Origin of the sequence: Escherichia sp. WS2035 (genome assembly GCF_046487065.1) — a bacterium.
GTDB lineage: Bacteria > Pseudomonadota > Gammaproteobacteria > Enterobacterales > Enterobacteriaceae > Escherichia > Escherichia coli.
The window spans coordinates 1-25,691 of record NZ_JBJQKD010000017.1; the positions used below are offsets into that span (position 1 = coordinate 1).

Below are 25,691 nucleotides of genomic sequence, written 5' to 3' on the forward strand. Positions count from 1 at the left end.
CCATGCGAGAGTAGGGAACTGCCAGGCATCAAATTAAGCGAAAGGCCCAGTCGGAAGACTGGGCCTTTTTGCATATGTGCGGAATAAATGCCGGATGCGACGCTGGCGCGTTTGCTTCAGCCTATTCTTGCTTATCCGTCCTGCTTTTGCATCCACTCCACCACAAAATCAGCCAGCCCCTCAACATCATTAATATCCAGTAACGCGACATCAAGATTAAGCGGCACATCACTGGCTACAGCAATAACATGCCTGTCTATCACTAATTCTTCCGGTCGATGTCCGGCTCCATCGCGAAACAGCACAATCTTTGCGATCTCTTCATGCTTAAACCCTTCGACCAGAATCAAATCCAGCTTTGAGGTATCCATTCGACTTGCGAGAAAATGTAGATCCAGCTCTTCTTCGTCTGGTGTTTCCGTCATCAAGGCCCATCGCTGCTGGCTGGCAACGATGGTTTGCGCCGCGCCAGCCTTGCGCAGCTCATAGCTATCTTTGCCCGGTTTATCAACATCCATATCATGGTGCGTATGCTTAATCAGCCCCGGACGGATCCCTCTGGCGCATAATGCCGGGATCAATTTTTTCAGCAGCGTTGTTTTTCCGGTGCCACTCCATGCAGCAAAGGCGAGTAACGGTATCATCGTTTTTCCTGCCATCGGGCAAGCTCCTCTGGCGTATTCACGTTTATAAATGCCTCTTTACGATCGCTGAAATCAACCGCATGACCGCCAGCCAGACGCATAAATGCCATAACCCGGCGTTCTCCTGCTTGCAGATATTCCAGTAATAAAGGCTCAATTGCGCGGTTTACCAGAGCAATAGTCGGGTGATCGCGTTCACCGTCGTGGACCCACACGACAGGCGCATCTTTGCGCTGATGAGTAAGCCGGGCGGCTAAATCATGGGGAATGTAAGGCGTATCGCACGGGCAAAACAAAAACCACTCACCCGCTTCCTGCTGCATTACTGAAAGCATTCCTGCCAGAGGGCCAGGGTAATCCGCCAGTGAATCTTCAATCACTTTCAGACCGCTTACCTGATAGATTTCCTGATGACGATTAGCATTAACCACGACGTGAGAAAGCTGCGTCATAAGCGCGTCAGCGACATGTTGCCATAATGGTTTGCCGTTTAATTCAAGCAATCCTTTATCTACGCCGCCCATTCGTCTGGCTTTACCGCCCGCCAGCACAACGCCTGTTATCGTCGTCATCAGATTCACCGATATCGCCTCTTTTATTGTGGGATTGACCCTGCTAACGTGTCTGTCTCAAGAGTAAGGAGCATTACTATGAAATGTAAACGTCTGAATGAAGTTATTGAACTCCTCCAGCCAGCCTGGCAAAAAGAGCCAGACCTTAACCTGCTGCAATTTTTGCAGAAACTGGCGAAAGAGTCAGGTTTTGACGGCGAACTGGCGGATTTGACGGATGACATTCTGATCTATCACCTGAAAATGCGTGATTCCGCGAAAGATGCGGTGATCCCGGGTTTGCAGAAAGATTATGAAGAAGATTTCAAAACGGCGCTATTACGCGCACGTGGCGTAATTAAAGAGTAAAAGCTTGTAAGCGGCGCAACCAAAATCATCGTGAAATGATATCCTTCATCATTCGTAATGTTTTCCGGATGATGGGATGAACAACAGCGCTTTTACTTTCCAGACACTACACCCGGATACCATCATGGACGCTCTGTTTGAGCATGGGATCCGGGTGGATTCCGGTCTTACCCCGCTTAACAGCTATGAAAACCGTGTCTATCAATTTCAGGACGAAGATCGTCGACGTTTTGTCGTCAAATTTTATCGCCCTGAACGTTGGACAGCCGATCAAATCCTCGAAGAACATCAATTTGCGTTGCAGCTGGTTAACGATGAAGTTCCGGTCGCAGCACCTGTGGCCTTTAATGGTCAGACTTTATTGAACCATCAGGGATTTTATTTCGCTGTTTTTCCAAGCGTCGGTGGTCGCCAGTTCGAAGCTGATAATATCGATCAGATGGAAGCGGTTGGGCGTTATTTAGGGCGTATGCACCAGACGGGGCGCAAACAGCTTTTTATCCATCGCCCGACCATCGGTTTGAATGAATATCTCATTGAGCCACGCAAGCTGTTTGAGGACGCTACACTGATACCTTCCGGGTTGAAAGCGGCATTCCTGAAAGCGACAGATGAGCTGATTGCCGCCGTTACAGCACACTGGCGGGAAGATTTCACCGTTCTGCGGCTACATGGAGACTGCCACGCCGGGAATATTCTCTGGCGCGATGGCCCAATGTTTGTTGATCTGGATGATGCACGTAATGGTCCAGCCGTTCAGGATTTGTGGATGTTGCTCAATGGCGATAAAGCCGAGCAGCGGATGCAACTGGAAACTATTATTGAGGCTTATGAAGAATTTAGCGAGTTCGACACCGCTGAAATCGGACTGATTGAACCTTTACGCGCCATGCGTTTGGTTTATTATCTTGCCTGGCTAATGCGGCGTTGGGCTGATCCCGCGTTCCCGAAAAATTTCCCGTGGTTAACCGGGGAAGATTACTGGCTACGACAGACGGCGACTTTTATAGAACAGGCAAAAGTTCTACAAGAACCCCCTTTGCAATTAACACCTATGTATTAATCGGAGAGAGTAGATCATGAAAAAGATTTGGCTGGCGCTGGCTGGTTTAGTTTTAGCGTTTAGCGCATCGGCGGCGCAGTATGAAGATGGTAAACAGTACACTACCCTGGAAAAACCAGTTGCTGGCGCGCCGCAAGTGCTGGAGTTTTTCTCTTTCTTCTGCCCGCACTGCTATCAGTTTGAAGAAGTTCTGCATATTTCTGATAACGTGAAGAAAAAACTGCCGGAAGGCGTGAAGATGACTAAATACCACGTCAACTTCATGGGGGGTGACCTGGGCAAAGAGCTGACTCAGGCATGGGCTGTGGCGATGGCGCTGGGCGTGGAAGACAAAGTCACAGTTCCGCTGTTTGAAGGCGTACAAAAAACCCAGACCATTCGTTCAGCATCTGATATCCGCGATGTATTTATCAACGCAGGTATTAAAGGTGAAGAGTACGACGCGGCGTGGAACAGCTTCGTGGTGAAATCTCTGGTCGCTCAGCAGGAAAAAGCCGCAGCTGACGTGCAATTGCGTGGTGTTCCGGCGATGTTTGTTAACGGTAAATATCAGCTGAATCCGCAGGGTATGGATACCAGTAATATGGATGTTTTTGTTCAGCAGTATGCTGATACTGTGAAATATCTGTCCGAGAAAAAATAATTCAATGTAAATAACATAAAGCCCGTGAATATTCATGGGCTTTTTTATTATTTAATAAATATAAATACATTCTGATAATGCGTCCTGCTGCTGGACATTATTTCAGCATAAGTGGATATTCAAAGTTTTGCTGTTTTATCAGGGAATATTTATATGATACGTAAGTCAGCTACAGGTGCCATTGTTGCGTTATCCGTAATCTGGGGTGGTGGCACATGGTACACAGGTACGCAAATTCAGCCAGGTGTCGAAAAGTTTATTAAAGATTTTAACGATGCTAAAAAGAAAGGTGAACATGCCTACGACATGACGTTAAGTTATAAAAATTTTGACAAAGGTTTTTTTAATTCCCGTTTTCAAATGCAAATGACATTTGATAACGGTGCACCCGATCTCAATATCAAGCCAGGCCAGAAAGTTGTATTTGATGTGGATGTTGAGCACGGTCCGTTGCCCATCACAATGTTAATGCATGGTAATGTCATCCCAGCACTGGCAGCGGCAAAAGTGAACTTAGTGAATAATGAGCTGACACAACCGCTATTTATCGCCGCGAAAAATAAATCGCCCGTGGAAGCGACATTGCGATTCGCGTTTGGTGGCTCATTCTCCACGACATTAGATGTTGCCCCTGCAGAGTATGGAAAGTTTTCTTTTGGTGAAGGCCAGTTTACTTTTAATGGTGATGATAGTTCATTGTCTAACCTGGATATTGAAGGCAAAGTTGAAGATATTGTTCTGCAATTATCACCAATGAACAAAGTAACGGCGAAAAGTTTTACCATTGATTCTCTGGCGCGATTAGAAGAAAAGAAATTTCCGGTTGGTGAAAGCGAGTCGAAATTTAATCAGATTAACATTATCAATCACGGGGAAGACGTTGCCCAAATCGATGCTTTCGTTGCAAAAACCAAGCTGGATCGCGTTAAAGACAAAGATTATATCAATGTCAATCTGACCTACGAACTTGATAAGTTAACAAAAGGGAATCAGCAACTCGGTAGTGGTGAGTGGTCATTGATTGCTGAATCTATTGATCCCTCAGCGGTGCGCCAATTTATCATCCAGTATAACATTGCGATGCAGAAGCAGCTTGCTGCACACCCTGAGTTAGCAAACGATGAAGTTGCTCTGCAAGAAGTGAATACTGCATTGTTCAAAGAGTATTTACCGTTATTACAAAAAAGTGAGCCGACCATTAAACAACCGGTAAGATGGAAGAATGCACTCGGCGAACTAAATGCCAATCTGGATATCAGTATTGCCGACCCAGCCAAATCTTCATCATCCACAAACAAAGATATTAAATCGCTCAATTTTGATGTGAAATTACCGCTTAATGTCGCCACAGAAACCGCAAAACAGCTTAATTTATCTGAAGGAATGGATGCGGAAAAAGCGCAAAAGCAGTCTGATAAACAAATCAGCGGGATGATGACCTTAGGTCAGATGTTGCAGTTAATCACGATTGACAACAATACCGCCTCGCTGCAACTGCGTTATACACCGGGTAAAGTTGTTTTTAACGGACAGGAGATGAGCGAAGAAGAATTTATGTCTCGTGCCGGACGTTTTGTTCATTAAAATACTCACTCGCCTCTGCTCATTCAGAGGCGAGCAAAATTTACTTGTCCTGCCGCTGTGATGACATCAACGACGTCAGAAGCCGGTCTTTTTCCTGCCACAGTGAGTTCAGCCATTGCTGAAAATGGCGCTTAAAGCTTTTGTCATTGATGTAGTCGCCATGTAACTCATCGGCAATAGGCTGCAAATCCACATGTACGACAATTCGCGTCAGTTTACCGCTTAACATATCGAAGAACGGCTGACGGTTATTGTCCGGATAACACAGCGTAACATTAAGCAGTTTATCGAATTGTTTACCCAGTACATTTAGCGCCATCGCAATGCCTGCCGCCTTTGGTGGCAACAAGTTTTGAAAAGTGGAGTGCGTTTGCTGATGTTTTTCTTGCGTGAAACGGGAGCCTTCAACGAAATTAACAATGGTGGTGGGATGCAGGCGAAACTTTTCACAAGAACGCCGAGTGGTTTCAACATCTTTACCACGTCTCTCCGGATGACGTAATAAATAAGCGCGGGAATAACGCTTCATAAACGGCATATCCAGCGCCCAGCATGCCAGGCCAAGAAAAGGCACCCAGGCCAGCTGCTGCTTGAGGAAATATTTATTCATCGGAATGTGCTTACGAAACAGCACGCACAGTACGACAATATCTGCCCAACTACGGTGGTTACAAATAAGCAGATACCAGTTTTTCTTACTTAACCCTTCCAGCCCGCGAACTTCCCATTGCAGGTGTGGGTTCAGATGCAGTAATACCGCCAGACCTTCACACCAGCAATACATCATAAAATCACAAAAACGCGAAACCTTTCGCCAAATGACTGGCACAGGAAGCAATAGTTTTACAATCCCGGCAATGATGATCGGGACGGAGCAAAAAATAGTGACCAAAATGGTCAATACGATACTCAGCAAAAGGGTTATCGCAGCGAGTATTCTCGTCATAATGAATTTATTCAAAAGGTTAGCCATAGACAGTGCGCTAAAGAAGCGCAAGGCGCAGATTTTAGCAGAAAACGACCCAAATAACGGATGATCCTTAAGGAGAAAAATAATTCATATCTATCCACATTAGAAAAAATCCCATTATCTCAATTATTAGGGATGGCTTTATTTTTAACTGCATGAAAATCAAAGACAAACATCATGCTGTAAAAAGCATGATAATAAATTAAAAGCGATGTAAATAATTTATGCACAAAGTTATCCACATGACGATTTGCGAGCGATCCAGAAGATCTACAAAAGATTTTCACGAAAAGCGGTGAAAAACTCATGTTTTCATCCTGTCTGTGGCATCCTTTACCCATAATCTGATAAACAGGCACGGACATTATGGTTCAGATCCCCCAAAATCCACTTATCCTTGTAGATGGTTCATCTTATCTTTATCGCGCATATCACGCGTTTCCCCCGCTGACTAACAGCGCAGGCGAGCCGACCGGTGCGATGTATGGTGTCCTCAACATGCTGCGCAGTCTGATCATGCAATATAAACCGACGCATGCAGCGGTGGTCTTTGACGCCAAGGGAAAAACCTTTCGTGATGAACTGTTTGAACATTACAAATCACATCGCCCGCCAATGCCGGACGATCTGCGAGCACAAATCGAACCTCTGCACGCGATGGTTAAAGCGATGGGACTGCCGCTGCTGGCGGTTTCTGGCGTAGAAGCGGACGACGTTATCGGTACTCTGGCGCGCGAAGCCGAAAAAGCCGGGCGTCCGGTGCTGATCAGCACTGGCGATAAAGATATGGCGCAGCTGGTGACGCCAAATATTACGCTTATCAACACCATGACGAATACCATCCTCGGACCGGAAGAGGTGGTGAATAAGTACGGCGTGCCGCCAGAACTGATCATCGATTTCCTGGCGCTGATGGGTGACTCCTCCGATAACATCCCTGGCGTACCGGGCGTCGGTGAAAAAACCGCGCAGGCATTGCTGCAAGGTCTTGGCGGGCTGGATACGCTGTATGCCGAGCCAGAAAAAATTGCTGGGTTGAGCTTCCGTGGCGCGAAAACAATGGCAGCCAAGCTCGAGCAAAACAAAGAAGTTGCTTATCTCTCATACCAGCTGGCGACGATTAAAACCGACGTTGAACTGGAGCTGACCTGTGAACAACTGGAAGTGCAGCCACCGGCGGCGGAAGAGTTGTTAGGGCTGTTCAAAAAGTATGAGTTCAAACGCTGGACTGCTGATGTCGAAGCGGGCAAATGGCTACAGGCTAAAGGGGCGAAACCCGCAGCCAGGCCGCAGGAAACCAGTGTTGCAGACGAAGCGCCAGAAGTGACGGCAACGGTGATTTCTTATGACAACTACGTCACCATCCTTGATGAAGAAACACTGAAAGCGTGGATTGCGAAGCTGGAAAAAGCGCCGGTATTTGCATTTGATACCGAAACCGACAGCCTTGATAACATCTCTGCTAACCTGGTCGGGCTTTCTTTTGCTATCGAGCCAGGCGTAGCGGCATATATTCCGGTTGCTCATGATTATCTTGATGCGCCCGATCAAATCTCTCGCGAGCGTGCACTCGAGTTGCTAAAACCGCTGCTGGAAGATGAAAAGGCGCTGAAGGTCGGGCAAAACCTGAAATACGATCGCGGTATTCTGGCGAATTACGGCATTGAGCTGCGTGGGATTGCGTTTGATACCATGCTGGAGTCCTACATTCTCAATAGCGTTGCCGGGCGTCACGATATGGACAGCCTCGCGGAACGTTGGTTGAAGCACAAAACCATCACTTTTGAAGAGATTGCTGGTAAAGGAAAAAATCAACTGACCTTTAACCAGATTGCCCTCGAAGAAGCCGGACGTTACGCCGCCGAAGATGCAGATGTCACCTTGCAGTTGCATCTGAAAATGTGGCCGGATCTGCAAAAACACAAAGGGCCGTTGAACGTCTTCGAGAATATCGAAATGCCGCTGGTGCCGGTGCTTTCACGCATTGAACGTAACGGTGTGAAGATCGATCCGAAAGTGCTGCACAATCACTCTGAAGAGCTCACCTTGCGTCTGGCTGAGCTGGAAAAGAAAGCGCATGAAATTGCAGGTGAAGAATTTAACCTTTCTTCCACCAAGCAGTTACAAACCATTCTGTTTGAAAAACAGGGCATTAAACCGCTGAAGAAAACTCCGGGTGGCGCGCCGTCAACGTCGGAAGAGGTACTGGAAGAACTGGCGCTGGACTATCCGTTGCCAAAAGTGATTCTGGAGTATCGTGGTCTGGCGAAGCTGAAATCGACCTACACCGACAAGCTGCCGTTGATGATCAACCCGAAAACCGGGCGTGTACATACCTCTTATCACCAGGCAGTAACCGCAACGGGACGTTTATCGTCAACCGATCCTAACCTGCAAAACATTCCGGTGCGTAACGAAGAAGGTCGCCGTATCCGCCAGGCGTTTATTGCGCCAGAGGATTATGTGATTGTCTCAGCGGACTACTCGCAGATTGAACTGCGCATTATGGCGCATCTCTCGCGTGACAAAGGCTTGCTGACCGCATTCGCGGAAGGAAAAGATATCCACCGTGCAACGGCGGCAGAAGTGTTTGGTTTGCCACTGGAAACCGTCACCAGCGAGCAACGTCGTAGCGCGAAAGCGATCAACTTTGGTCTGATTTATGGCATGAGTGCTTTCGGTCTGGCGCGGCAATTGAACATTCCACGTAAAGAAGCGCAGAAGTACATGGACCTTTACTTCGAACGCTACCCTGGCGTGCTGGAGTATATGGAACGCACCCGTGCTCAGGCGAAAGAGCAGGGCTACGTTGAAACGCTGGACGGACGCCGTCTGTATCTGCCGGATATCAAATCCAGCAATGGGGCTCGTCGTGCAGCGGCTGAACGTGCAGCCATTAACGCGCCAATGCAGGGAACCGCCGCCGACATTATCAAACGGGCGATGATTGCCGTTGATGCGTGGCTACAGGCTGAGCAACCGCGTGTGCGTATGATCATGCAGGTACACGATGAACTGGTATTTGAAGTCCATAAAGATGATGTCGATGCCGTCGCGAAGCAGATTCATCAACTGATGGAAAACTGTACCCGTCTGGATGTGCCGTTGCTGGTGGAAGTGGGGAGTGGCGAAAACTGGGATCAGGCGCACTAAGATTCGCCTGAACATGCCCTTTTTTCGTAAGTAAGCAACATAAGCTGTCACGTTTTGTGATGGCTATTAGAAATTCCTATGCAACAACTGAAAAAAAATTACAAAAAATGCTTTCTGAACTGAACAAAAAAGAGTAAAGTTAGTCGCGTAGGGTACAGAGGTAAGATGTTCTATCTTTCAGACCTTTTACTTCACGTAATCGGATTTGGCTGAATATTTTAGCCGCCCCAGTCAGTAATGACTGGGGCGTTTTTTATTGGGCGAAAGAAAAGATCCGTAATGCCTGATGCGCCCTGTTTATCAGGCCAACGGTAGAATTGTAATCTATTGAATTTACGGGCCGGATACGCCACATCCGGCACAAGCATTAAGGCAAGAAAATTATTCGCCGTCCTGCGTTTCTTCTACAGGCTGCATCTCGCTAAACCAGGTATCCAGTTTCTGCCGCAGCTTGTCCACGCCTTGTTTCTTCAGCGAAGAAAACGTTTCAACCTGCACATCACCGTTAAACGCCAGCACCGCTTCACGCACCATATTCAATTGCGCTTTACGTGCGCCGCTTGCCAGTTTGTCCGCTTTGGTCAGCAGTACCAGCACGGCGATATTGCTGTCTACCGCCCACTCAATCATCTGCTGATCCAAATCTTTCAGCGGATGGCGAATATCCATTAGCACCACCAGACCTTGCAGGCTCTGACGTTTTTCGAGGTACTCGCCGAGCGCGCGCTGCCATTTGCGCTTCATCTCTTCCGGGACTTCCGCATAACCGTACCCAGGCAAGTCAACCAGACGCTTGCCGTCAGCCACTTCAAACAGGTTGATAAGCTGGGTGCGCCCTGGGGTTTTTGAGGTACGAGCCAGGCTTTTCTGGTTAGTCAGCGTGTTCAGCGCGCTGGATTTACCTGCGTTGGAACGGCCTGCAAAAGCCACTTCAATTCCGGTATCGGAAGGTAGGTGGCGAATATCAGGCGCACTCATCACAAAATGCGTCTGTTGATAATTCAAATTAGTCAAAGCGGTCGTCTCCATCAGTCAAAGCTTTGCGGCGATTATACCTGAACCATAATAAAAGGCGGATTTTTCGGCGTGAGCGTTGTAAGTAAAAGCCATATGCTTTGTGAGACATTGCCGATAGTCTTTATGCGAAATAGCAGAGAAAATTCTGCGACGTATGTCAAATAAGCTATATAAATCAGTGAATTGCTTTTATATAAAACTCTGAAAATGTGCAAATACTGATGGCGGTTGATTGTTTATTTAAAGCAAAGGCGTAAAGTAGCACCCATAGAGCGAGGACGCTAACAGGAACAATGACTCAGGATGAGGGTCAGGAGCGCCAGGAGGCGAAGACAGAGGATTGTCAGGAAGATAAACGTCCGGAGACGTAATTAAATGGAAATGGAATCAACACGGATTGTTCCGGCTAATGGAAAAACAGGGTGTGTTGGCGGCCTGCAAGGATTGTAAGACCCGTTAAGGGTTATGAGTCAGGAAAAAAGGCGACAGAGTAATCTGTCGCCTTTTTTCTTTGCTTGCTTTCTGTTAGATTCCGCCGCAAATCTATACTGAATAAAACGGCTAAAAGACGAACCATTATGAAACCATCATCTTCAAACTCACGCAGCAAAGGTCATGCAAAAGCGCGTCGAAAAACACGCGAGGAGCTGGATCAGGAAGCTCGTGACCGTAAGCGTCAGAAAAAACGTCGTGGTCATGCGCCGGGCAGCCGCGCAGCGGGCGGTAACACCACGTCAGGCAGCAAAGGTCAGAACGCACCAAAAGATCCACGTATTGGCAGTAAAACCCCTATTCCATTGGGCGTGACTGAAAAAGTCACCAAACAGCACAAACCGAAGAGTGAGAAACCTATGCTTTCACCGCAGGCGGAGTTGGAGTTACTGGAAACGGATGAGCGTCTGGATGCGCTGCTGGAACGTCTGGAAGCAGGCGAAACCCTGAGCGCCGAAGAGCAATCCTGGGTGGATGCCAAACTGGATCGTATTGATGAGTTGATGCAGAAACTCGGCCTCTCTTATGACGATGACGAAGAAGAGGAAGAAGACGAGAAGCAAGAAGACATGATGCGTCTGCTGCGGGGCAACTAACGGATTGCCGCCGTGGGCCTTCCCGTTCTGCTGATAACCCTTCCGGTTATATGTTATCTGGTGTGGTTATTCGTTAAACTACAGCGGTTGTCGCGGCGACAAAAGTGGCTGCGCAACCGGCTGATGACTCGAAACGGGCATCCGCCGGTACGCCGTAGCCGCCAGAGACGCCATCGGAAGGAGTGAGCATGTCTGTACAGCAAATCGACTGGGATCTGGCCCTGATCCAGAAATATAACTATTCCGGGCCACGATACACCTCGTACCCGACCGCGCTGGAGTTTTCAGAAGACTTCGGCGAACAGGCGTTTTTACAAGCTGTGGCGCGCTATCCTGAGCGTCCATTATCTCTCTATGTACATATTCCGTTCTGCCATAAGCTTTGTTACTTCTGCGGTTGCAATAAGATTGTTACTCGCCAGCAGCACAAGGCCGATCAGTATCTGGACGCGCTGGAGCAAGAAATCGTCCATCGTGCACCGCTGTTCGCCGGGCGTCACGTCAGCCAATTGCACTGGGGCGGCGGAACGCCGACGTATCTGAATAAAGCGCAAATCAGCCGTCTGATGAAGCTGCTGCGCGAAAACTTCCAGTTCAATGCCGATGCGGAGATCTCGATCGAAGTCGATCCGCGGGAAATCGAACTGGATGTACTCGATCATTTACGCGCCGAAGGCTTTAATCGGCTGAGCATGGGCGTGCAGGACTTCAACAAAGAAGTGCAACGTCTGGTTAACCGCGAGCAGGATGAAGAGTTCATCTTTGCACTGCTTAACCATGCGCGTGAGATTGGCTTTACCTCCACCAACATTGACCTGATTTACGGCCTGCCGAAACAGACGCCGGAGAGTTTCGCCTTTACCCTGAAGCGTGTGGCGGAACTGAACCCTGACCGTCTGAGCGTCTTTAACTACGCGCATTTGCCGACCATTTTTGCCGCCCAGCGCAAAATCAAAGATGCTGACCTGCCGAGTCCGCAGCAAAAACTCGATATCCTGCAGGAAACCATCGCCTTCCTGACACAATCGGGCTATCAGTTTATCGGTATGGATCACTTTGCCCGTCCGGATGACGAGCTGGCGGTGGCCCAGCGTGAAGGCGTGCTGCATCGTAACTTCCAGGGCTACACCACTCAGGGCGATACCGATCTGCTGGGGATGGGCGTTTCCGCCATCAGCATGATTGGCGACTGCTACGCGCAGAACCAGAAAGAGTTGAAGCAGTACTATCAGCAAGTGGATGAACAAGGCAATGCGCTGTGGCGTGGTATTGCGCTAACGCGTGATGACTGTATTCGCCGCGATGTGATTAAGTCGCTCATCTGCAACTTCCGTCTGGATTACGCCCCTATTGAGCAACAGTGGGATTTGCTCTTCGCTGATTACTTTGCGGAAGATCTCAAGCTGCTCGCCCCGTTAGCAAAAGATGGGCTGGTGGATGTGGATGAGAAGGGAATACAGGTGACGGCGAAAGGTCGCTTGCTGATCCGCAACATTTGCATGTGCTTTGATACCTATCTGCGCCAGAAAGCGCGGATGCAGCAGTTCTCTCGGGTGATTTAAATTGTGAATGGCGCTTCGTTTACAAAGTAGAAAACGAAAGCGCCATCAATGTGCTGAGAACAAGATTGCCTGATGCGCTACGCTTATCAGGCCTGCAAAATCTGTTGAAATTATTGCTTTTGTAGGCCGGATAAGGCGTTTACGCCGCATCCGGCAATCAACGCCTGATGCGACGCTGGTTGCGTCTTATCAGGCCTACGACTTTCTCCGCATCCGGCGTAAACAACGAGCTTCAGCTAAACAGCCCTATCATCGCGGCACACAGCACGGCAGCAACAGCAGTTTGCGGTGTGTGGCTGTCAACTGCGCCACTCGATACCAGATTAATTATTGATTCCAGCATAATGACTCTCCCCGTTTTCCGGGCAAGATCATACTGAACTTATCGGAACAGTAAAGCGCAAAATACCAGCAATTTGCGCTCAATAATCAATCTTTACACACAAGCCGTGAATCACTCCATCCCCAGCTCTTTTAACTTACGCGTCAGGGTGTTGCGACCCCAGCCAAGTAGCCGCGCCGCTTCCTGTTTATGCCCCTGCGTATGTCGCAGCGCGGTGGTCAGTAACGTCCGTTCCAGCTCTGGCTGTGCTTCGGAAAGCAGGTTTTGATGACCGGAACGCAGCGCTCTGTCTGCCCACTGTGCTAACAGCGTTGCCCAACTGTCCGGCTGCATGTGTGAAGTGCTTTCCGGTACGTTTGATTCAAACAGTTCGCCAGGCAAATCCTGAATCAACACTTCCTGCCCGGCAGCCATCACCGTTAGCCAGCGACAGGTGTTTTCCAGCTGGCGCACGTTGCCTGGCCACGCCAGACGCGTCAGCGCGGCTTCGGTTTCCGGATGCAGCAACTTCGCTTCTACGCCCAGCTCTCGCGCGGCAACCTGTAAAAAATGGCGCGCCAGACGGGGAATATCTTCCCGACGTTCGCGCAGCGGCGGCAGATGAACGCGGATGACGTTCAGGCGGTGGAACAGATCCTCACGGAACTTGCCTTCCTGCACCCGCTGTTCAAGATTCTGGTGAGTGGCAGCGATAATCCGCACATCTACTTTCACCGGCGCATAGCCGCCAACGCGATAAAACTGACCGTCTGCCAGCACGCGCAGCAAACGCGTCTGCACATCTAGCGGCATATCGCCAATTTCATCGAGAAATAACGTGCCGCCATCAGCCTGTTCAAAACGCCCCTGACGAATGGTATTCGCGCCGGTAAATGCGCCTTTCTCGTGACCAAACAGTTCGGATTCGATCAAATCCTTCGGGATAGCCGCCATATTGAGCGCGATAAACGGCGCTTTGGCTCGCGGACTGTGGCGATGCAGGGCATGAGCGACCAGTTCTTTACCGGTGCCGGATTCGCCGTTAATCAGCACGCTAATAGAAGAACGCGAAAGCCGACCGATAATCCGGAACACGTCCTGCATGGCTGGCGCTTCACCGATGATATCGGTCGTTGGGCCGTTAAGCTGAACATTACGCGGCTGCTGCTGTTCCTGGTAATGACTGATGGCGCGCTCAACCAGCGCCACGGCTTCGTCGATATCAAACGGTTTGGGCAGATAATCAAATGCCCCTTGTTGATAGGCGCTGACGGCAGCATCCAGATCGGAATGTGCGGTCATAATGATGACCGGAAGCATCGGATGGCGCTGTTTAATCTGCTTGAGCAGCGCCAGCCCGTCCATTCCCGGCATACGGATATCTGAAAGCAGCACATCCGGCGTTTTGCTCGCCAGCGCCTCCAGTACTTCCGCGCCGTTCTCAAATGTCGTACAGGTTAAACCCGCTCCAGCGAGCGCACGTTCAAGCACCCAACGGATGGAACTATCGTCATCGACTACCCAGACTATCCCTCGTTGCATAAACGTCACCTTTATTTCCTGATAGGCAGGTAAACCGAGAACTCGGTATGACCTGGCCAACTGGTAAATTCAATTTTGCCTGAATGCTGATCAATCAAATTACGGGCGATGGATAAGCCAAGCCCGGTGCCACCTTCGCGGCCGCTGACCATCGGGTAAAACAGCGTATCCTGCAAATGAGGCGGAATGCCCGGCCCGTTATCTTCCACATCAATCCGCGCCGCCAGCCGATAGCGCTCGCCGTGTAAGGTCAGTTGAAACGCTGTGCGGGTACGTAGAATGATTTCACCACCCTCCGGCCCCAGCGCCTGTAGCGCATTGCGCACAATATTCAGCAAGACCTGTTCAATTTGATCCGGGTCGTGCGCCAGTTCCGGCAGGCTGGGGTCGTAATCCCGAATCAACCGCACGTTGTTCGGCAGTTCCATCGACACCAGCGTCACCACGCGTTCAGCCACTTTGTGAATACTTTCGGTAATGCGCGTACCGGGCAGCTGCGGCCCCAACAGACGGTCGACCAGATTTCGCAGCCGGTCCGCCTGTTCGATAATCACTTTGGTATATTCGAGTAGTGACGGATCAGGTAATGCTTTGCTGAGCAGCTGCGCCGCGCCACGTAAACCGCCAAGCGGATTTTTAATCTCATGTGCCAGGCCGCGCACTAAATCACGGGCAGCAACCTGCTGGGCGTGCTGTAGCTGTTCCTGACTTAAGCGGCGCTGGTTATCCATCGGTGCCATCTCCAGCAGGATCATGCCGTCCGGCATACGCTGAGCCGTCACAGAAAGGATATGCGAGCGCCCGTCGATGACCAGCGTCACTTCGTTATCGGTAAAACCTTGCCCCGCCTCCAGACTTTCTTGCATCAGCTCGATATTTAATGAGAAGTAGCTCAACAGTTCCGGTAACGGTGTACCAAACAATTTGCGGGAGCTTTGGGCGAGCAGTTGTTGCGCGGCGGGGTTGGCGTAATGGATCGCCAGGTTGTCATCGATTAACAAAATACTGTTAATCAGCGAGTTAAGGATCTGCCCAGCATCGGGCTGCGTGCCTGTTGCCATAAAGCAGTCTCCTGAACAGGTTGCACCATTTTAGTGCATTATAGCTTTTTACGGATAAAAAGCGCGAAGCATCAGAGAATTGACGGAGAAAAAAGCCCATGCAGAGATGGGCTGAAAGTTTCCACGGCAACTAAATCCCGGCGTTGTTGCGCCGGGTAGTACAACTTCAACTATTAGACGCTGTAGTACAGCTCAAACTCTACCGGATGCGGAGTCATACGCACGCGGTCATCTTCTTCGCGACGCAGAGCGATGTACGCATCGATCGCTTCATCCGTGAACACGCCACCGGCTTTCAGGAACTCGCGATCCAGATCCAGTTCGTTCAGTGCTTCTTCCAGAGAGCCTGCAACCTGTGGGATCTCTTTCGCTTCTTCTGGCGGCAGGTCATACAGGTTTTTGTCCATGGCTTCGCCCGGATGGATCTTGTTCTTGATGCCATCAAGACCGGCCATCAGCAGGGCAGCAAAGCACAGGTACGGGTTAGCCGCCGGGTCCGGGAAACGTACTTCGATACGACGTGCTTTCGGAGAAGAAACCACCGGAATACGGATAGACGCAGAACGGTTACGCGCAGAGTAAGCCAGCATTACCGGTGCTTCGTAGCCCGGGACCAGACGCTTGTAAGAGTTGGTGGTCGGGTTTGCCAGGGCGTTAATCGCTTTAGCGTGTTTGATTACGCCGCCAATGTAGTACAGCGCCTGTTCAGACAGACCTGCGTATTTGTCGCCAGCAAACAGGTTGACGCCGTTTTTAGACAGCGACATGTGGCAGTGCATACCGGAACCGTTATCACCGAACATCGGTTTTGGCATAAAGGTCGCGGTCTTACCGAAACGGTGCGCCACGTTGTGCACGACATATTTGTAGATCTGAATTTCGTCAGCTTTTTTGGTCATGGTATTGAAGCGGGTAGCCACTTCGTTCTGACCTGCGGTAGCGACTTCGTGGTGATGAGCTTCAACCACCAGACCCATCTGTTCCATCACCAGGCACATTTCAGAACGGATATCCTGAGCTGAGTCTACCGGCGGAACCGGGAAGTAACCGCCTTTCACTGCCGGACGGTGACCTTTGTTACCACCTTCATATTGGGTGGAGGAGTTCCATGCACCTTCGATATCATCGATAGCAACGTGGGAACCGGAGATAGACGATCCGAAACGGATGTCATCGAACAGGAAGAATTCAGGTTCTGGCCCGAACAGTACGGTGTCGGCAATGCCAGTAGAACGCAGGTAATCTTCAGCGCGCTTCGCAATAGAGCGCGGGTCACGGTCATAGCCTTGCAGGGTGCCAGGTTCAAGGATGTCGCAACGGATAATCAGGGTAGAATCGGCGAAGAACGGGTCAATCACTGCGGTGGATGCGTCTGGCATCAGCACCATGTCGGATTCGTTAATGCCTTTCCAGCCGCCAATCGAGGAGCCGTCAAACATTTTGCCTTCTTCGAAGAATTCGGCATTCACCTGATGAGCAGGGATAGTGACGTGCTGTTCTTTACCTTTGGTATCGGTGAAGCGCAAGTCAACAAACTTCACTTCGTGCTCGTTCAGCATCGTCAGTACGTGTTCAGCGGACATACTTTAACTCTCCTGGATTGGTCATTGTCGTCGTGGTAACGAAATCTGCAATTAAATGGGCCGTGTCGCCGTAAAAAAGATAAAGCGAAAACTGTGCCAACTTTTAAATTGCCCCTAAAAGGCGTTATCATGCTTAACATCGTGCAAAAGGGCTGCACCATGATGTGAATGTTGCACCAATATAGTGCTTCAATGGGAACATTAAGCACCATATTGGTGCAATGACCTTTGGATAACCCTTTTTATGCTCCGTGAAAGCGATCACAAAGGGACTCTGCAATACTTGTTTGCGGAGGATGTTTGTGATCCTGTTTTGTAGTGCGATTAATCCGTGTACAATAACGCGCTATTTCTAATGCCTGAGGCAAAGTTGTGATCGAAAAATTGCGTAATATCGCCATCATCGCGCACGTAGACCATGGTAAAACCACCCTGGTAGACAAGCTGCTCCAACAATCCGGTACGTTCGACTCTCGTGCCGAAACCCAAGAGCGCGTGATGGACTCCAACGATTTGGAGAAAGAGCGTGGGATTACCATCCTCGCGAAAAACACCGCTATCAAATGGAATGATTACCGTATCAACATCGTTGATACCCCGGGGCACGCCGACTTCGGTGGTGAAGTTGAACGTGTAATGTCCATGGTAGACTCAGTGCTGCTGGTGGTTGACGCATTTGACGGCCCGATGCCGCAAACGCGCTTCGTAACCAAAAAAGCGTTTGCTTACGGCCTGAAGCCGATTGTTGTTATCAACAAAGTTGACCGCCCTGGCGCGCGTCCTGATTGGGTTGTGGATCAGGTATTCGATCTGTTCGTTAACCTCGACGCGACCGACGAGCAGCTGGACTTCCCGATCGTTTACGCTTCTGCGCTGAACGGTATCGCGGGTCTGGACCACGAAGATATGGCGGAAGACATGACCCCGCTGTACCAGGCGATTGTTGACCACGTTCCTGCGCCGGACGTTGACCTTGACGGTCCGTTCCAGATGCAGATTTCTCAGCTCGATTACAACAGCTATGTTGGCGTTATCGGCATTGGCCGCATCAAGCGCGGTAAAGTGAAGCCGAACCAACAGGTTACTATCATCGATAGCGAAGGCAAAACCCGCAACGCGAAAGTCGGTAAAGTGCTGGGCCACCTCGGTCTGGAACGTATCGAAACCGATCTGGCGGAAGCTGGCGATATCGTGGCGATCACGGGCCTGGGCGAACTGAACATTTCTGACACCGTTTGCGACACGCAAAACGTTGAAGCGCTGCCGGCACTCTCCGTTGATGAGCCGACCGTTTCTATGTTCTTCTGCGTTAACACCTCGCCGTTCTGCGGTAAAGAAGGTAAGTTCGTAACGTCTCGTCAGATCCTGGATCGTCTGAACAAAGAACTGGTACACAACGTTGCGCTGCGCGTAGAAGAAACCGAAGACGCCGATGCGTTCCGCGTTTCTGGTCGTGGCGAACTGCACCTGTCTGTTCTGATCGAAAACATGCGTCGTGAAGGTTTCGAACTGGCGGTATCCCGTCCGAAAGTTATCTTCCGTGAAATCGACGGTCGTAAACAAGAGCCGTATGAAAACGTGACTCTGGACGTTGAAGAACAGCATCAGGGTTCTGTAATGCAGGCGCTGGGCGAACGTAAAGGCGACCTGAAAAACATGAATCCAGACGGTAAAGGCCGTGTACGTCTCGACTACGTGATCCCAAGCCGCGGTCTGATTGGCTTCCGTTCTGAGTTCATGACCATGACTTCCGGTACTGGTCTGCTGTACTCCACCTTCAGCCACTACGACGACGTACGTCCGGGTGAAGTGGGCCAGCGTCAGAACGGCGTACTGATCTCTAACGGTCAGGGTAAAGCGGTCGCGTTCGCACTGTTCGGTCTGCAGGACCGCGGTAAGCTGTTCCTCGGTCACGGTGCAGAAGTTTACGAAGGTCAGATTATCGGTATTCACAGCCGCTCTAACGACCTGACTGTAAACTGCCTGACCGGTAAGAAACTGACCAACATGCGTGCTTCCGGTACTGACGAAGCCGTTGTTCTGGTTCCGCCTATCCGCATGACTCTGGAACAAGCTCTGGAGTTCATCGATGATGACGAACTGGTAGAAGTGACTCCGACCTCTATCCGTATTCGTAAACGTCACCTGACGGAAAACGATCGTCGTCGCGCTAACCGCGCACCGAAAGACGATTAATTTCGTTTTTCAGTCATAAAAAACCTGCCAGCGATGGCAGGTTTTTTTTTGGCTTATGGAAAACAAAATCCGCTGAAATTCCCAGCGGATTTTCCGAAGTTTCAATTTCAGGATACTTCTTGCTCGGCAACCACCAGTTCAACATTCTCTTCACTTAACAACTGGCAGAAAGAATTGGGAGGCGGGGCATCAGTAAAAAAAGCCCTGACATTCCGTGCATTGCCAATTGAAACGGCAGCAGACGCGGTAAACTTCGTATGATCGGCCACTAACAATGTATTCCGCGCATGTTTAATCATCGTTCTCGCGACTAACGCTTCATTGACATCAAATTCCAGTAGGGTGCCGTCATGTTCAATGGCACCTATACTGGTGATTAAATAATCTGCGCGGAAGCCTTCAATAAAATCCACGGCTCCTGGGCCGATAATCCCACCGTTATGAGCGCGTAAAGTGCCTCCCGGCACCATCACTTCAATATCCTGATTCTTATAAAGAATCTGTGCCACACGCAGGCTATTAGTGATAATGCGTAAATCACGCCGGTTGAGTAATGCCCTGGCAACGGCTTCTACGGTTGTACCGATGGTGATAAAGACGGTACAGCGTTCGGGAAGGTAATCGGCGACTGCCTCAGCGATCGCCCGTTTCTCGGCGGTGAGCGAAAGTTCCCGTTGCTCAAAAGCGGTATTCATGACGCTGGAGACGCGCCCGGCCCCTCCATGATGACGGGTGATCAAGCCCTGCTCACTGAGTTTTCGGATATCCCGGCGCACGGTTTGCGTTGAAACATCCAGCAGTTGTGCCAGTTCTTCAATATTCATATAACCGCGTTCTGCGATTAGATGAACGAGTTGGTCATGGCGTGGATTACCTGTCACTTCGATGATACTCATGAATACTCCCTTGCCCCTCCTCGGTAGATGTTTACCATTTTACGCATAAAGTGACAAAAATGATTCGGTTTGCTCACGATTAGGAATGCCGGCCCGACCGCCAGGCTGGGTACATTTCATCGCGGCAACCGCACTGGCAAAACGAATAGCCTCTTTTGTTGGCATTTTTTCTGCCAACGCTACCGCGAGTGCGCCGTGAAAAACATCGCCTGCTCCAGTGGTATCAACCACATTGACAGAAAATGCCTCCTGTTGACACAAATGACCATCTTCAATCCACAACGATCCTTCAGAACCCAGCGTAACATACACTTTACCTGCTGTTTGTGTCGTTGCCTGGAACAAACCTTCTTCAGGTGACTGCAGGCCAGTCATGCGTTTCAGCCCTGGTGTTGAGAACACGGCGTGATCGGCAAGCGCGACAAGTGGAGAAATATCCTGCGGTGTCATATCGGCGTCTAAAAGCGTTGTCACACCCGCAAGGCGCGCTAGCGAGAATGCTTTTTCAGTACCGCTATGCCAGCGAACATCGGCCAGAATCAGATCATAACGAGAGAAATCGATCGCTTCTAACCATTCGGCATCAGTACCGAGATCAGGACTTGGATAATTAACGATAATCCGTTCGCCATGCTGATCAACGAGGATCGCTGATTGCGACGAACGGGCGTTAGGATATCGGCGGCAAAATGCGGTATTGACGCCCCAACCCTCAAGTTCTGCAAGTAAGGTATTTCCACAACTGTCATCGCCGACGCGACCGATGAAATCAACCTCCACGCCAAGCTTTGCGATTGCAACAGCGGCTGTTGCTGCCGGGCCGCCACCAATCTCAAGATAATGATTTGCCTGATATTTCCCGCCACCCTCCGGCAGAGTGGGCAAAGAATAAATTCTGTCCTGAACTGTGATACCCACGCATGCAATTCTGGTCATATTTGTCTTGTCCTGTTTAATTTTGTCGTCTTTGGTCAATTTAAATGACACAAATGATCAAATTAGTGATGCGTGTCGTGTTTTTGAACATAAATTACAAATATGCTCAAAAACAGACGAAAACGAATTTTCAATTGTCATTATTTTGTCAATGTCAGACAGGAGAGTATTCATGGCAACCATTGCATTTCTCGGGCTGGGGCAGATGGGTAGCCCAATGGCTAACAATCTATTGCAAAAAGGGCATTCATTACAGGTATTTGATGTCAATACACAGGCCGTCGATGCGCTAGTTACGCAGGGGGCCACTGCGGCACAAACCCCAGCGGAAGCGGCAGCAAGCGCTGAATTTATCATCACTATGCTTCCCAATGGGGACATTGTTCGACAGGTGCTGTTGGGGGAAAAAGGCGTCTGTGAAACTGTTTCATCTGACGCGTTAGTGATTGATATGTCGACTATTCATCCCTTACAGACCGATGCATTAATACGGGAATTACAAGAAAAAGGCATCAATATGATGGACGCCCCCGTGGGCAGAACGTCAGTGAATGCGATTGATGGCACATTGCTGATTTTAGCGGGCGGCACTGATGAGCAGATTGCGCGTGCACGCCCGATTCTCATGTGCATGGGTAATGAGCTGGTCGAGGCTGGTGGCCCAGGAATGGGGATCCGCGTGAAGCTAATTAACAACTATATGAGCATTGCGCTTAATGCGCTGTCCTCCGAAGCCGCTGTGTTATGTGAGTCACTGGGATTAAATCTTGATGTCGCAATTAAGGTGATGAGTGGTACGGCAGCAGGGAAAGGACATTTTACGACCACCTGGCCTGGCAAAGTGCTGAAAGGCGATCTTTCTCCCGCCTTCATGGTGGACCTGGCATTGAAAGATCTGCGTATTGCAGTTGACGTCGCTCGGAAAACGGGGGCGCCGCTCAATATGGGGATTGCAGCAGAAAGTTATTACGCCGCAGCAAGTCAAGACGGCAAAGGGCGGCAGGACTGGAGCGCCCTGCTAAATCAGGTTCGCCAGCAGGCTGGTCTTTAATTTTATCTATTAACAGGAGTTTCTATGTCATCCCACTTCACCCCATTTACGCTGAAAGATATCTCCCGCCCAGGTGGTGGATTCGCCATGTTAGCTGTCGATCAGCGTGAGGCCATGCGCCTGATGTTTGCGGCAGCAGGGCAGCCAAAACCCATCGCCGACAGTGTACTCACCGATTTTAAAGTTGCCGCGACCCGAATCCTTTCTCCTTATGCTTCTGCCGTTCTGGCGGATAAACAATTTTGTCTTGAACAAATAGTCGAGCAGGGCGCTGTGGCTAATTCTTGCGGCCTGATTGTCGCTGCCGATCTTTTTATCCCAGGTAATGGCATCCCGGTTGATAGCGTTGAAATAGATATGTCCGTCGACCCGCATAAAGCCCGTGAAATGGGGGCTAAGGCAATGAAATTACTTGTACTCTGGCGTGAAGATGAACCCGCAGAGGAACGTCTGGCAATGGTTGATAAATTTGTTCGTCGCTGCCGTAGTGCCGGGCTGGTTAGCATTATTGAACCTGTGGTGCGTCCACCTCGTCGCGGTTGGGACTTTGATCGTGAAAGCGCCATTGTTGCCGCCGCCGCAGAGCTTGGTGGAACAGAGGCTGATCTTTACAAAGCCGAGATGCCATTAGGGGGCAAAGGCGATGAAAAAACCTTACTTGCTGCCTGTCAGCAACTTAACGATCAGATGAAGATGCCGTGGGTAATTCTTTCTTCTGGCGTTGATGCCGATATTTTTGGCCGTGCAGTAAGTATTGCCATGAAAGGTGGTGCGTCGGGCTTCCTGGCTGGACGAGCGGTTTGGGCGTCGGTTGTTGGTGCACAAGATCCACAAACCATGCTGCGCGATGTCTCCGTTCCACGCTTGCAACGGCTGGCTGAAATTGTCGATGAAGGTATCGCGCAACGCTAATCCCCTATGGATATCGATTCTGGAGAATAACAATGGATAAAATTACCCAGGTTTTATTTTCAGATATTGGGAAAGTCACCACTCAATATGTTGAAGTACCACACCAGCAACTTAAACCGCACGAAGTACGGATTGCGCCCGTGTTCTACGGGATATGCGGTTCGGATCTGCATGTTCTGAAAGGCGGTCATCCGTTTGCCAAACCGCCTGTCGTCCCCGGTCATGAAATTGCAGCGCGCGTTACGGAAGTGGGCAGCGACGTTAAAAATGTACAGCCGGGCGATCATGTTGTGGTCGATCCCATCATGGCTTGCATGGAATGCCGAGCCTGCAAAGCAGGACGTTTTAATCTTTGTGAACCACCGCAGGTTGCTGGTTTTCGCGCACCGGGCTTTGCTCGCTCACAACACATTGTTCCTGCGCGTAATTGCCATGTCGCACCAGCCTCTTTACCGCTAAAAGTGTTGGCCTTTGCCGAACCGGCGGCTTGTGCTCGTCACTGCGTTAACCGAATGCCGAAAGCTTCTCTGGAAAGCGTACTGGTGATTGGTGCCGGAACGATAGGCTTATCCATCGTGCAGGCACTGCGCATTATGGGGGCAGGTAAGATTACCGTGATTGAACCTGACGCTGCCAAACGCGCGCTGGCGTTAAAACTGGGCGCAGCAGAAGTTTGGGCACCAGGTGAGCTGGCCGCAGATGTGCGATTTACGGGGGCGATTGATGTCGTTGCAGCGCAGGCCACGCTTAACGATGCATGTACCCGTGTATATGCCGGAGGCACCGTCGTGTGCATGGGCGTACCAAGTGGGCCGCGTGAAATACCATTACCGATGATGCAACGTTTCGAGCGTGACTTGCTCAACTCTGGCATGTACATCCCTGAAGATTTCGATGCTGTTATCGAATGGCTGGCGGATGGGCGGTTTGATACCAGTGAACTGGTTACCGATTTATTTGCCATTGAGGATGCAGCGGCGGCATTCGAACGCGCGCAGCAAAATGACTCCATAAAGGTCATGCTGCAATTTGCGCCGGAATGATTTTCTAAATCTCTGTCTGGCGCTGCGTCACGTCAGCGCCACCCTACAACAATTAAAAAGGACACTGCGATGAGTCAAATCACCAGTCCTGCAACTTATTCAATTAGTCGGCCACAGGACGTAATTGATATTGTTAATAAGAACTCTGCAATCAACACCAGTATCGGCGTTATTTTTATTGCTTTGGGCGGCATATTGATTGATGCCTACCAGGCGGCGATGGTGGGGTTTGGTAATAAATACATTGCCGCTCAATTCGGCATTTCGCCGGGTCTTGCTGCAACCGTCAATGCATCAGTATTAATCGCCGCGTTAATTGGCGGTTTATTAGCGAACCGAGTAATAAACCGCTTTGGGCAAAAGCGGGCATTTATTATTGGCATGGGGCTGTGCACCATCGGTGCTGCAGCGGTAGCTATTGCTCCCAGTATCTGGTGGGTGCTGGTGTGCCGCGTCATCATGGGCTTTGGTTTAGGCATCGACTTCCCTTTGGCAACCAATGCCGTGGCAGAGCTTCGTGGTTCAACGTCGAAGAAAACCGGAACGTCGGTCAACCTCTGGCAAATGGCCTGGTATGTTTCGACAACCGTTGTTTATTTGGTGCTTTTGCCGCTGCTTCTGTCGGGTATCGCTGAAGAACAATTGTGGCGTTACGGAATATTCATCGGAGCTATTTTTGCAGTCATCTTCATGATTTTGCGTTACTTCTTTATTGGTGAATCCGCAATGTGGGCCGCACGCGTCGGGCGTTACCAGGAAGCGTGCGACATTCTGGGAAAACGTTATGGTGTTCAGGCTCGCGTTGCGGCATCGGGTACAACAGAAGCGAAATTCTCGGAAAAAGCAGAGAATAAATACAGTGGTGGATATGGCATCTTATTTAATGATCGTTACCGCAAACGCACCATTCTTGGCTGTGTCGTGGCAACCATGCAGGCGTGGCAATATAACGCCGTAGGTGTTTATCTTCCTCTTACGTTGGCGGGAATAATAAGTGGCGGGCTTACTGGCGCGTTGACCGGTTCTGCCGTCGTGAATGCCCTTTGTGGGGTGACAGGCGGGATGATCGGCTCGTTTATTCTCCAACGACTGGGTACTCGCCGACAGTCGATGTATGGATTTGCTGTTGTGACCTTAGCATTGCTGTCGTTAGGCGCACTGGCAACGACTAATCCCTGGCTGTCTTTAGGGTTATTGGGATCAATTATTTTCTTCCATTCAGCGGGTCCTGGTGGGCTGGGCATGACCATTGCCACACTCTCTTATCCTCCCGCTATTCGCCCTACTGGGGTCGGATTTGCCCGCGCTATTATGCGCACAGGGGCAATTGCAGGACTCATTTTCTGGCCGATGCTGTGGGGTGCGTTGAAAACCGAAGCGTTTTACTGGTTGGCAATCGTGCCATTCCTGGGATTCCTGACCTGTGTATTGATTAATTGGGAACCACTGGGTGCAAATGTTGATGCTGAGGACGCAGAGGTTCTGGCTGAATTGAAGAAATAATT

Annotated in this window: 22 protein-coding genes and 1 pseudogene; 13 read left to right on the forward strand and 10 right to left on the reverse strand. The window is 50.0% G+C overall.

The features are described 5' to 3' along the window. Positions 1–131: 131 nt before the first annotated feature. On the reverse strand, positions 132–659 hold the full coding sequence (gene mobB, locus ACJHX4_RS21970; protein WP_000907613.1) for a molybdopterin-guanine dinucleotide biosynthesis protein MobB: 528 nt from the start codon (positions 657–659) through the stop codon (positions 132–134). Continuing rightward, positions 641–1,225: a molybdenum cofactor guanylyltransferase MobA gene (mobA, locus tag ACJHX4_RS21975; protein WP_001052187.1), complete on the reverse strand. Its 585-nt coding sequence runs from the start codon at positions 1,223–1,225 to the stop codon at positions 641–643. The genes mobB and mobA overlap by 19 nt, the downstream gene beginning before the upstream one ends. Before the next feature lie 69 nt (positions 1,226–1,294). On the opposite strand from mobA, the gene ACJHX4_RS21980 reads away from it, so the two are divergent. The 4 genes from ACJHX4_RS21980 (at position 1,295) to ACJHX4_RS21995 (ending at position 4,854) form a co-directional block, all read left to right on the forward strand. Beyond that, complete coding sequence (locus tag ACJHX4_RS21980) at positions 1,295–1,564, forward strand: YihD family protein (protein WP_001295263.1); 270 nt, start codon at positions 1,295–1,297, stop codon at positions 1,562–1,564. A 76-nt stretch (positions 1,565–1,640) separates the two neighbouring features. Next, complete coding sequence (gene srkA / locus ACJHX4_RS21985) at positions 1,641–2,627, forward strand: stress response kinase SrkA (protein WP_001065497.1); 987 nt, start codon at positions 1,641–1,643, stop codon at positions 2,625–2,627. A 16-nt stretch (positions 2,628–2,643) separates the two neighbouring features. Then, the gene (gene dsbA, locus ACJHX4_RS21990) at positions 2,644–3,270 is read left to right on the forward strand and encodes a thiol:disulfide interchange protein DsbA (protein WP_000725344.1); all 627 of its coding nucleotides are present in this window, start codon (positions 2,644–2,646) and stop codon (positions 3,268–3,270) included. A 153-nt stretch (positions 3,271–3,423) separates the two neighbouring features. Beyond that, the gene (locus ACJHX4_RS21995; protein ID WP_001385583.1) at positions 3,424–4,854 is read left to right on the forward strand and encodes a YdgA family protein; all 1,431 of its coding nucleotides are present in this window, start codon (positions 3,424–3,426) and stop codon (positions 4,852–4,854) included. A gap of 40 nt (positions 4,855–4,894) precedes the next feature. Here ACJHX4_RS21995 and ACJHX4_RS22000 read toward each other — a convergent pair whose 3' ends face one another. Next, entirely contained in the window at positions 4,895–5,827 is a 933-nt protein-coding gene (locus ACJHX4_RS22000) for an acyltransferase (RefSeq protein WP_001296606.1), read from the reverse strand. A 363-nt stretch (positions 5,828–6,190) separates the two neighbouring features. Between ACJHX4_RS22000 and polA the strand changes: the two genes are divergently transcribed. Next, positions 6,191–8,977 (forward strand): DNA polymerase I, encoded by a 2,787-nt coding sequence (polA, locus tag ACJHX4_RS22005; RefSeq protein WP_000249989.1) that lies wholly within the window; start codon positions 6,191–6,193, stop codon positions 8,975–8,977. A 381-nt stretch (positions 8,978–9,358) separates the two neighbouring features. Here polA and yihA read toward each other — a convergent pair whose 3' ends face one another. Then, entirely contained in the window at positions 9,359–9,991 is a 633-nt protein-coding gene (gene yihA / locus ACJHX4_RS22010; RefSeq protein WP_000183349.1) for a ribosome biogenesis GTP-binding protein YihA/YsxC, read from the reverse strand. A gap of 296 nt (positions 9,992–10,287) precedes the next feature. On the opposite strand from yihA, the pseudogene ACJHX4_RS22015 reads away from it, so the two are divergent. From ACJHX4_RS22015 to hemN, 3 genes and pseudogenes are all read left to right on the forward strand, one after another. Beyond that, a pseudogene (locus ACJHX4_RS22015) lies at positions 10,288–10,454 on the forward strand (hypothetical protein). Positions 10,455–10,572: 118 nt separating this feature from the next. Then, positions 10,573–11,082, forward strand: coding sequence for a Der GTPase-activating protein YihI (gene yihI / locus ACJHX4_RS22020; RefSeq protein WP_001295266.1), 510 nt, complete (start codon positions 10,573–10,575; stop codon positions 11,080–11,082). Between the two features lie 188 nt (positions 11,083–11,270). Continuing rightward, positions 11,271–12,644 carry an oxygen-independent coproporphyrinogen III oxidase gene (gene hemN, locus ACJHX4_RS22025; protein ID WP_000116096.1) on the forward strand — a complete coding sequence of 458 codons (1,374 nt, stop codon included), beginning with the start codon at positions 11,271–11,273 and terminating at the stop codon, positions 12,642–12,644. A 232-nt stretch (positions 12,645–12,876) separates the two neighbouring features. Here hemN and ACJHX4_RS22030 read toward each other — a convergent pair whose 3' ends face one another. The 4 genes from ACJHX4_RS22030 to glnA all read right to left on the reverse strand — a co-directional run bounded on the left by ACJHX4_RS22030 (position 12,877) and on the right by glnA (position 17,152). Next, the gene (locus ACJHX4_RS22030; protein WP_000893994.1) at positions 12,877–12,987 is read right to left on the reverse strand and encodes a YshB family small membrane protein; all 111 of its coding nucleotides are present in this window, start codon (positions 12,985–12,987) and stop codon (positions 12,877–12,879) included. A gap of 111 nt (positions 12,988–13,098) precedes the next feature. Beyond that, positions 13,099–14,508 carry a nitrogen regulation protein NR(I) gene (gene glnG / locus ACJHX4_RS22035; protein WP_001315107.1) on the reverse strand — a complete coding sequence of 470 codons (1,410 nt, stop codon included), beginning with the start codon at positions 14,506–14,508 and terminating at the stop codon, positions 13,099–13,101. An 11-nt stretch (positions 14,509–14,519) separates the two neighbouring features. After that, positions 14,520–15,569 carry a nitrogen regulation protein NR(II) gene (gene glnL, locus ACJHX4_RS22040; RefSeq protein ID WP_000190574.1) on the reverse strand — a complete coding sequence of 350 codons (1,050 nt, stop codon included), beginning with the start codon at positions 15,567–15,569 and terminating at the stop codon, positions 14,520–14,522. Positions 15,570–15,742: 173 nt separating this feature from the next. Continuing rightward, a complete protein-coding gene (gene glnA / locus ACJHX4_RS22045; protein ID WP_001271717.1) occupies positions 15,743–17,152 on the reverse strand; it encodes a glutamate--ammonia ligase in 1,410 nt (469 codons plus the stop codon). A gap of 372 nt (positions 17,153–17,524) precedes the next feature. On the opposite strand from glnA, the gene typA reads away from it, so the two are divergent. After that, the gene (gene typA / locus ACJHX4_RS22050; RefSeq protein ID WP_000570668.1) at positions 17,525–19,348 is read left to right on the forward strand and encodes a ribosome-dependent GTPase TypA; all 1,824 of its coding nucleotides are present in this window, start codon (positions 17,525–17,527) and stop codon (positions 19,346–19,348) included. A gap of 107 nt (positions 19,349–19,455) precedes the next feature. Here the strand turns inward: typA and ACJHX4_RS22055 are convergent, their stop codons facing one another. Further along, positions 19,456–20,244 carry a DeoR/GlpR family DNA-binding transcription regulator gene (locus tag ACJHX4_RS22055; protein WP_000022287.1) on the reverse strand — a complete coding sequence of 263 codons (789 nt, stop codon included), beginning with the start codon at positions 20,242–20,244 and terminating at the stop codon, positions 19,456–19,458. 39 nt (positions 20,245–20,283) lie between these two features. Continuing rightward, positions 20,284–21,180: a sugar kinase gene (locus ACJHX4_RS22060; RefSeq protein WP_000196715.1), complete on the reverse strand. Its 897-nt coding sequence runs from the start codon at positions 21,178–21,180 to the stop codon at positions 20,284–20,286. A gap of 172 nt (positions 21,181–21,352) precedes the next feature. Here ACJHX4_RS22060 and yihU point away from each other — a divergent pair, with 172 nt between their 5' ends. The 4 genes from yihU to ACJHX4_RS22080 all read left to right on the forward strand — a co-directional run bounded on the left by yihU (position 21,353) and on the right by ACJHX4_RS22080 (position 25,689). Continuing rightward, positions 21,353–22,231, forward strand: a complete 879-nt coding sequence (gene yihU / locus ACJHX4_RS22065) for a sulfolactaldehyde 3-reductase (RefSeq protein ID WP_000190782.1) — start codon at positions 21,353–21,355, stop codon at positions 22,229–22,231. A gap of 24 nt (positions 22,232–22,255) precedes the next feature. Beyond that, positions 22,256–23,143, forward strand: a complete 888-nt coding sequence (locus tag ACJHX4_RS22070; protein WP_000094544.1) for an aldolase — start codon at positions 22,256–22,258, stop codon at positions 23,141–23,143. A gap of 32 nt (positions 23,144–23,175) precedes the next feature. After that, entirely contained in the window at positions 23,176–24,186 is a 1,011-nt protein-coding gene (locus ACJHX4_RS22075) for a zinc-dependent alcohol dehydrogenase (RefSeq protein ID WP_000357981.1), read from the forward strand. Between the two features lie 69 nt (positions 24,187–24,255). Further along, the gene (locus ACJHX4_RS22080; protein ID WP_000078433.1) at positions 24,256–25,689 is read left to right on the forward strand and encodes an MFS transporter; all 1,434 of its coding nucleotides are present in this window, start codon (positions 24,256–24,258) and stop codon (positions 25,687–25,689) included. Positions 25,690–25,691: the final 2 nt, after the last annotated feature.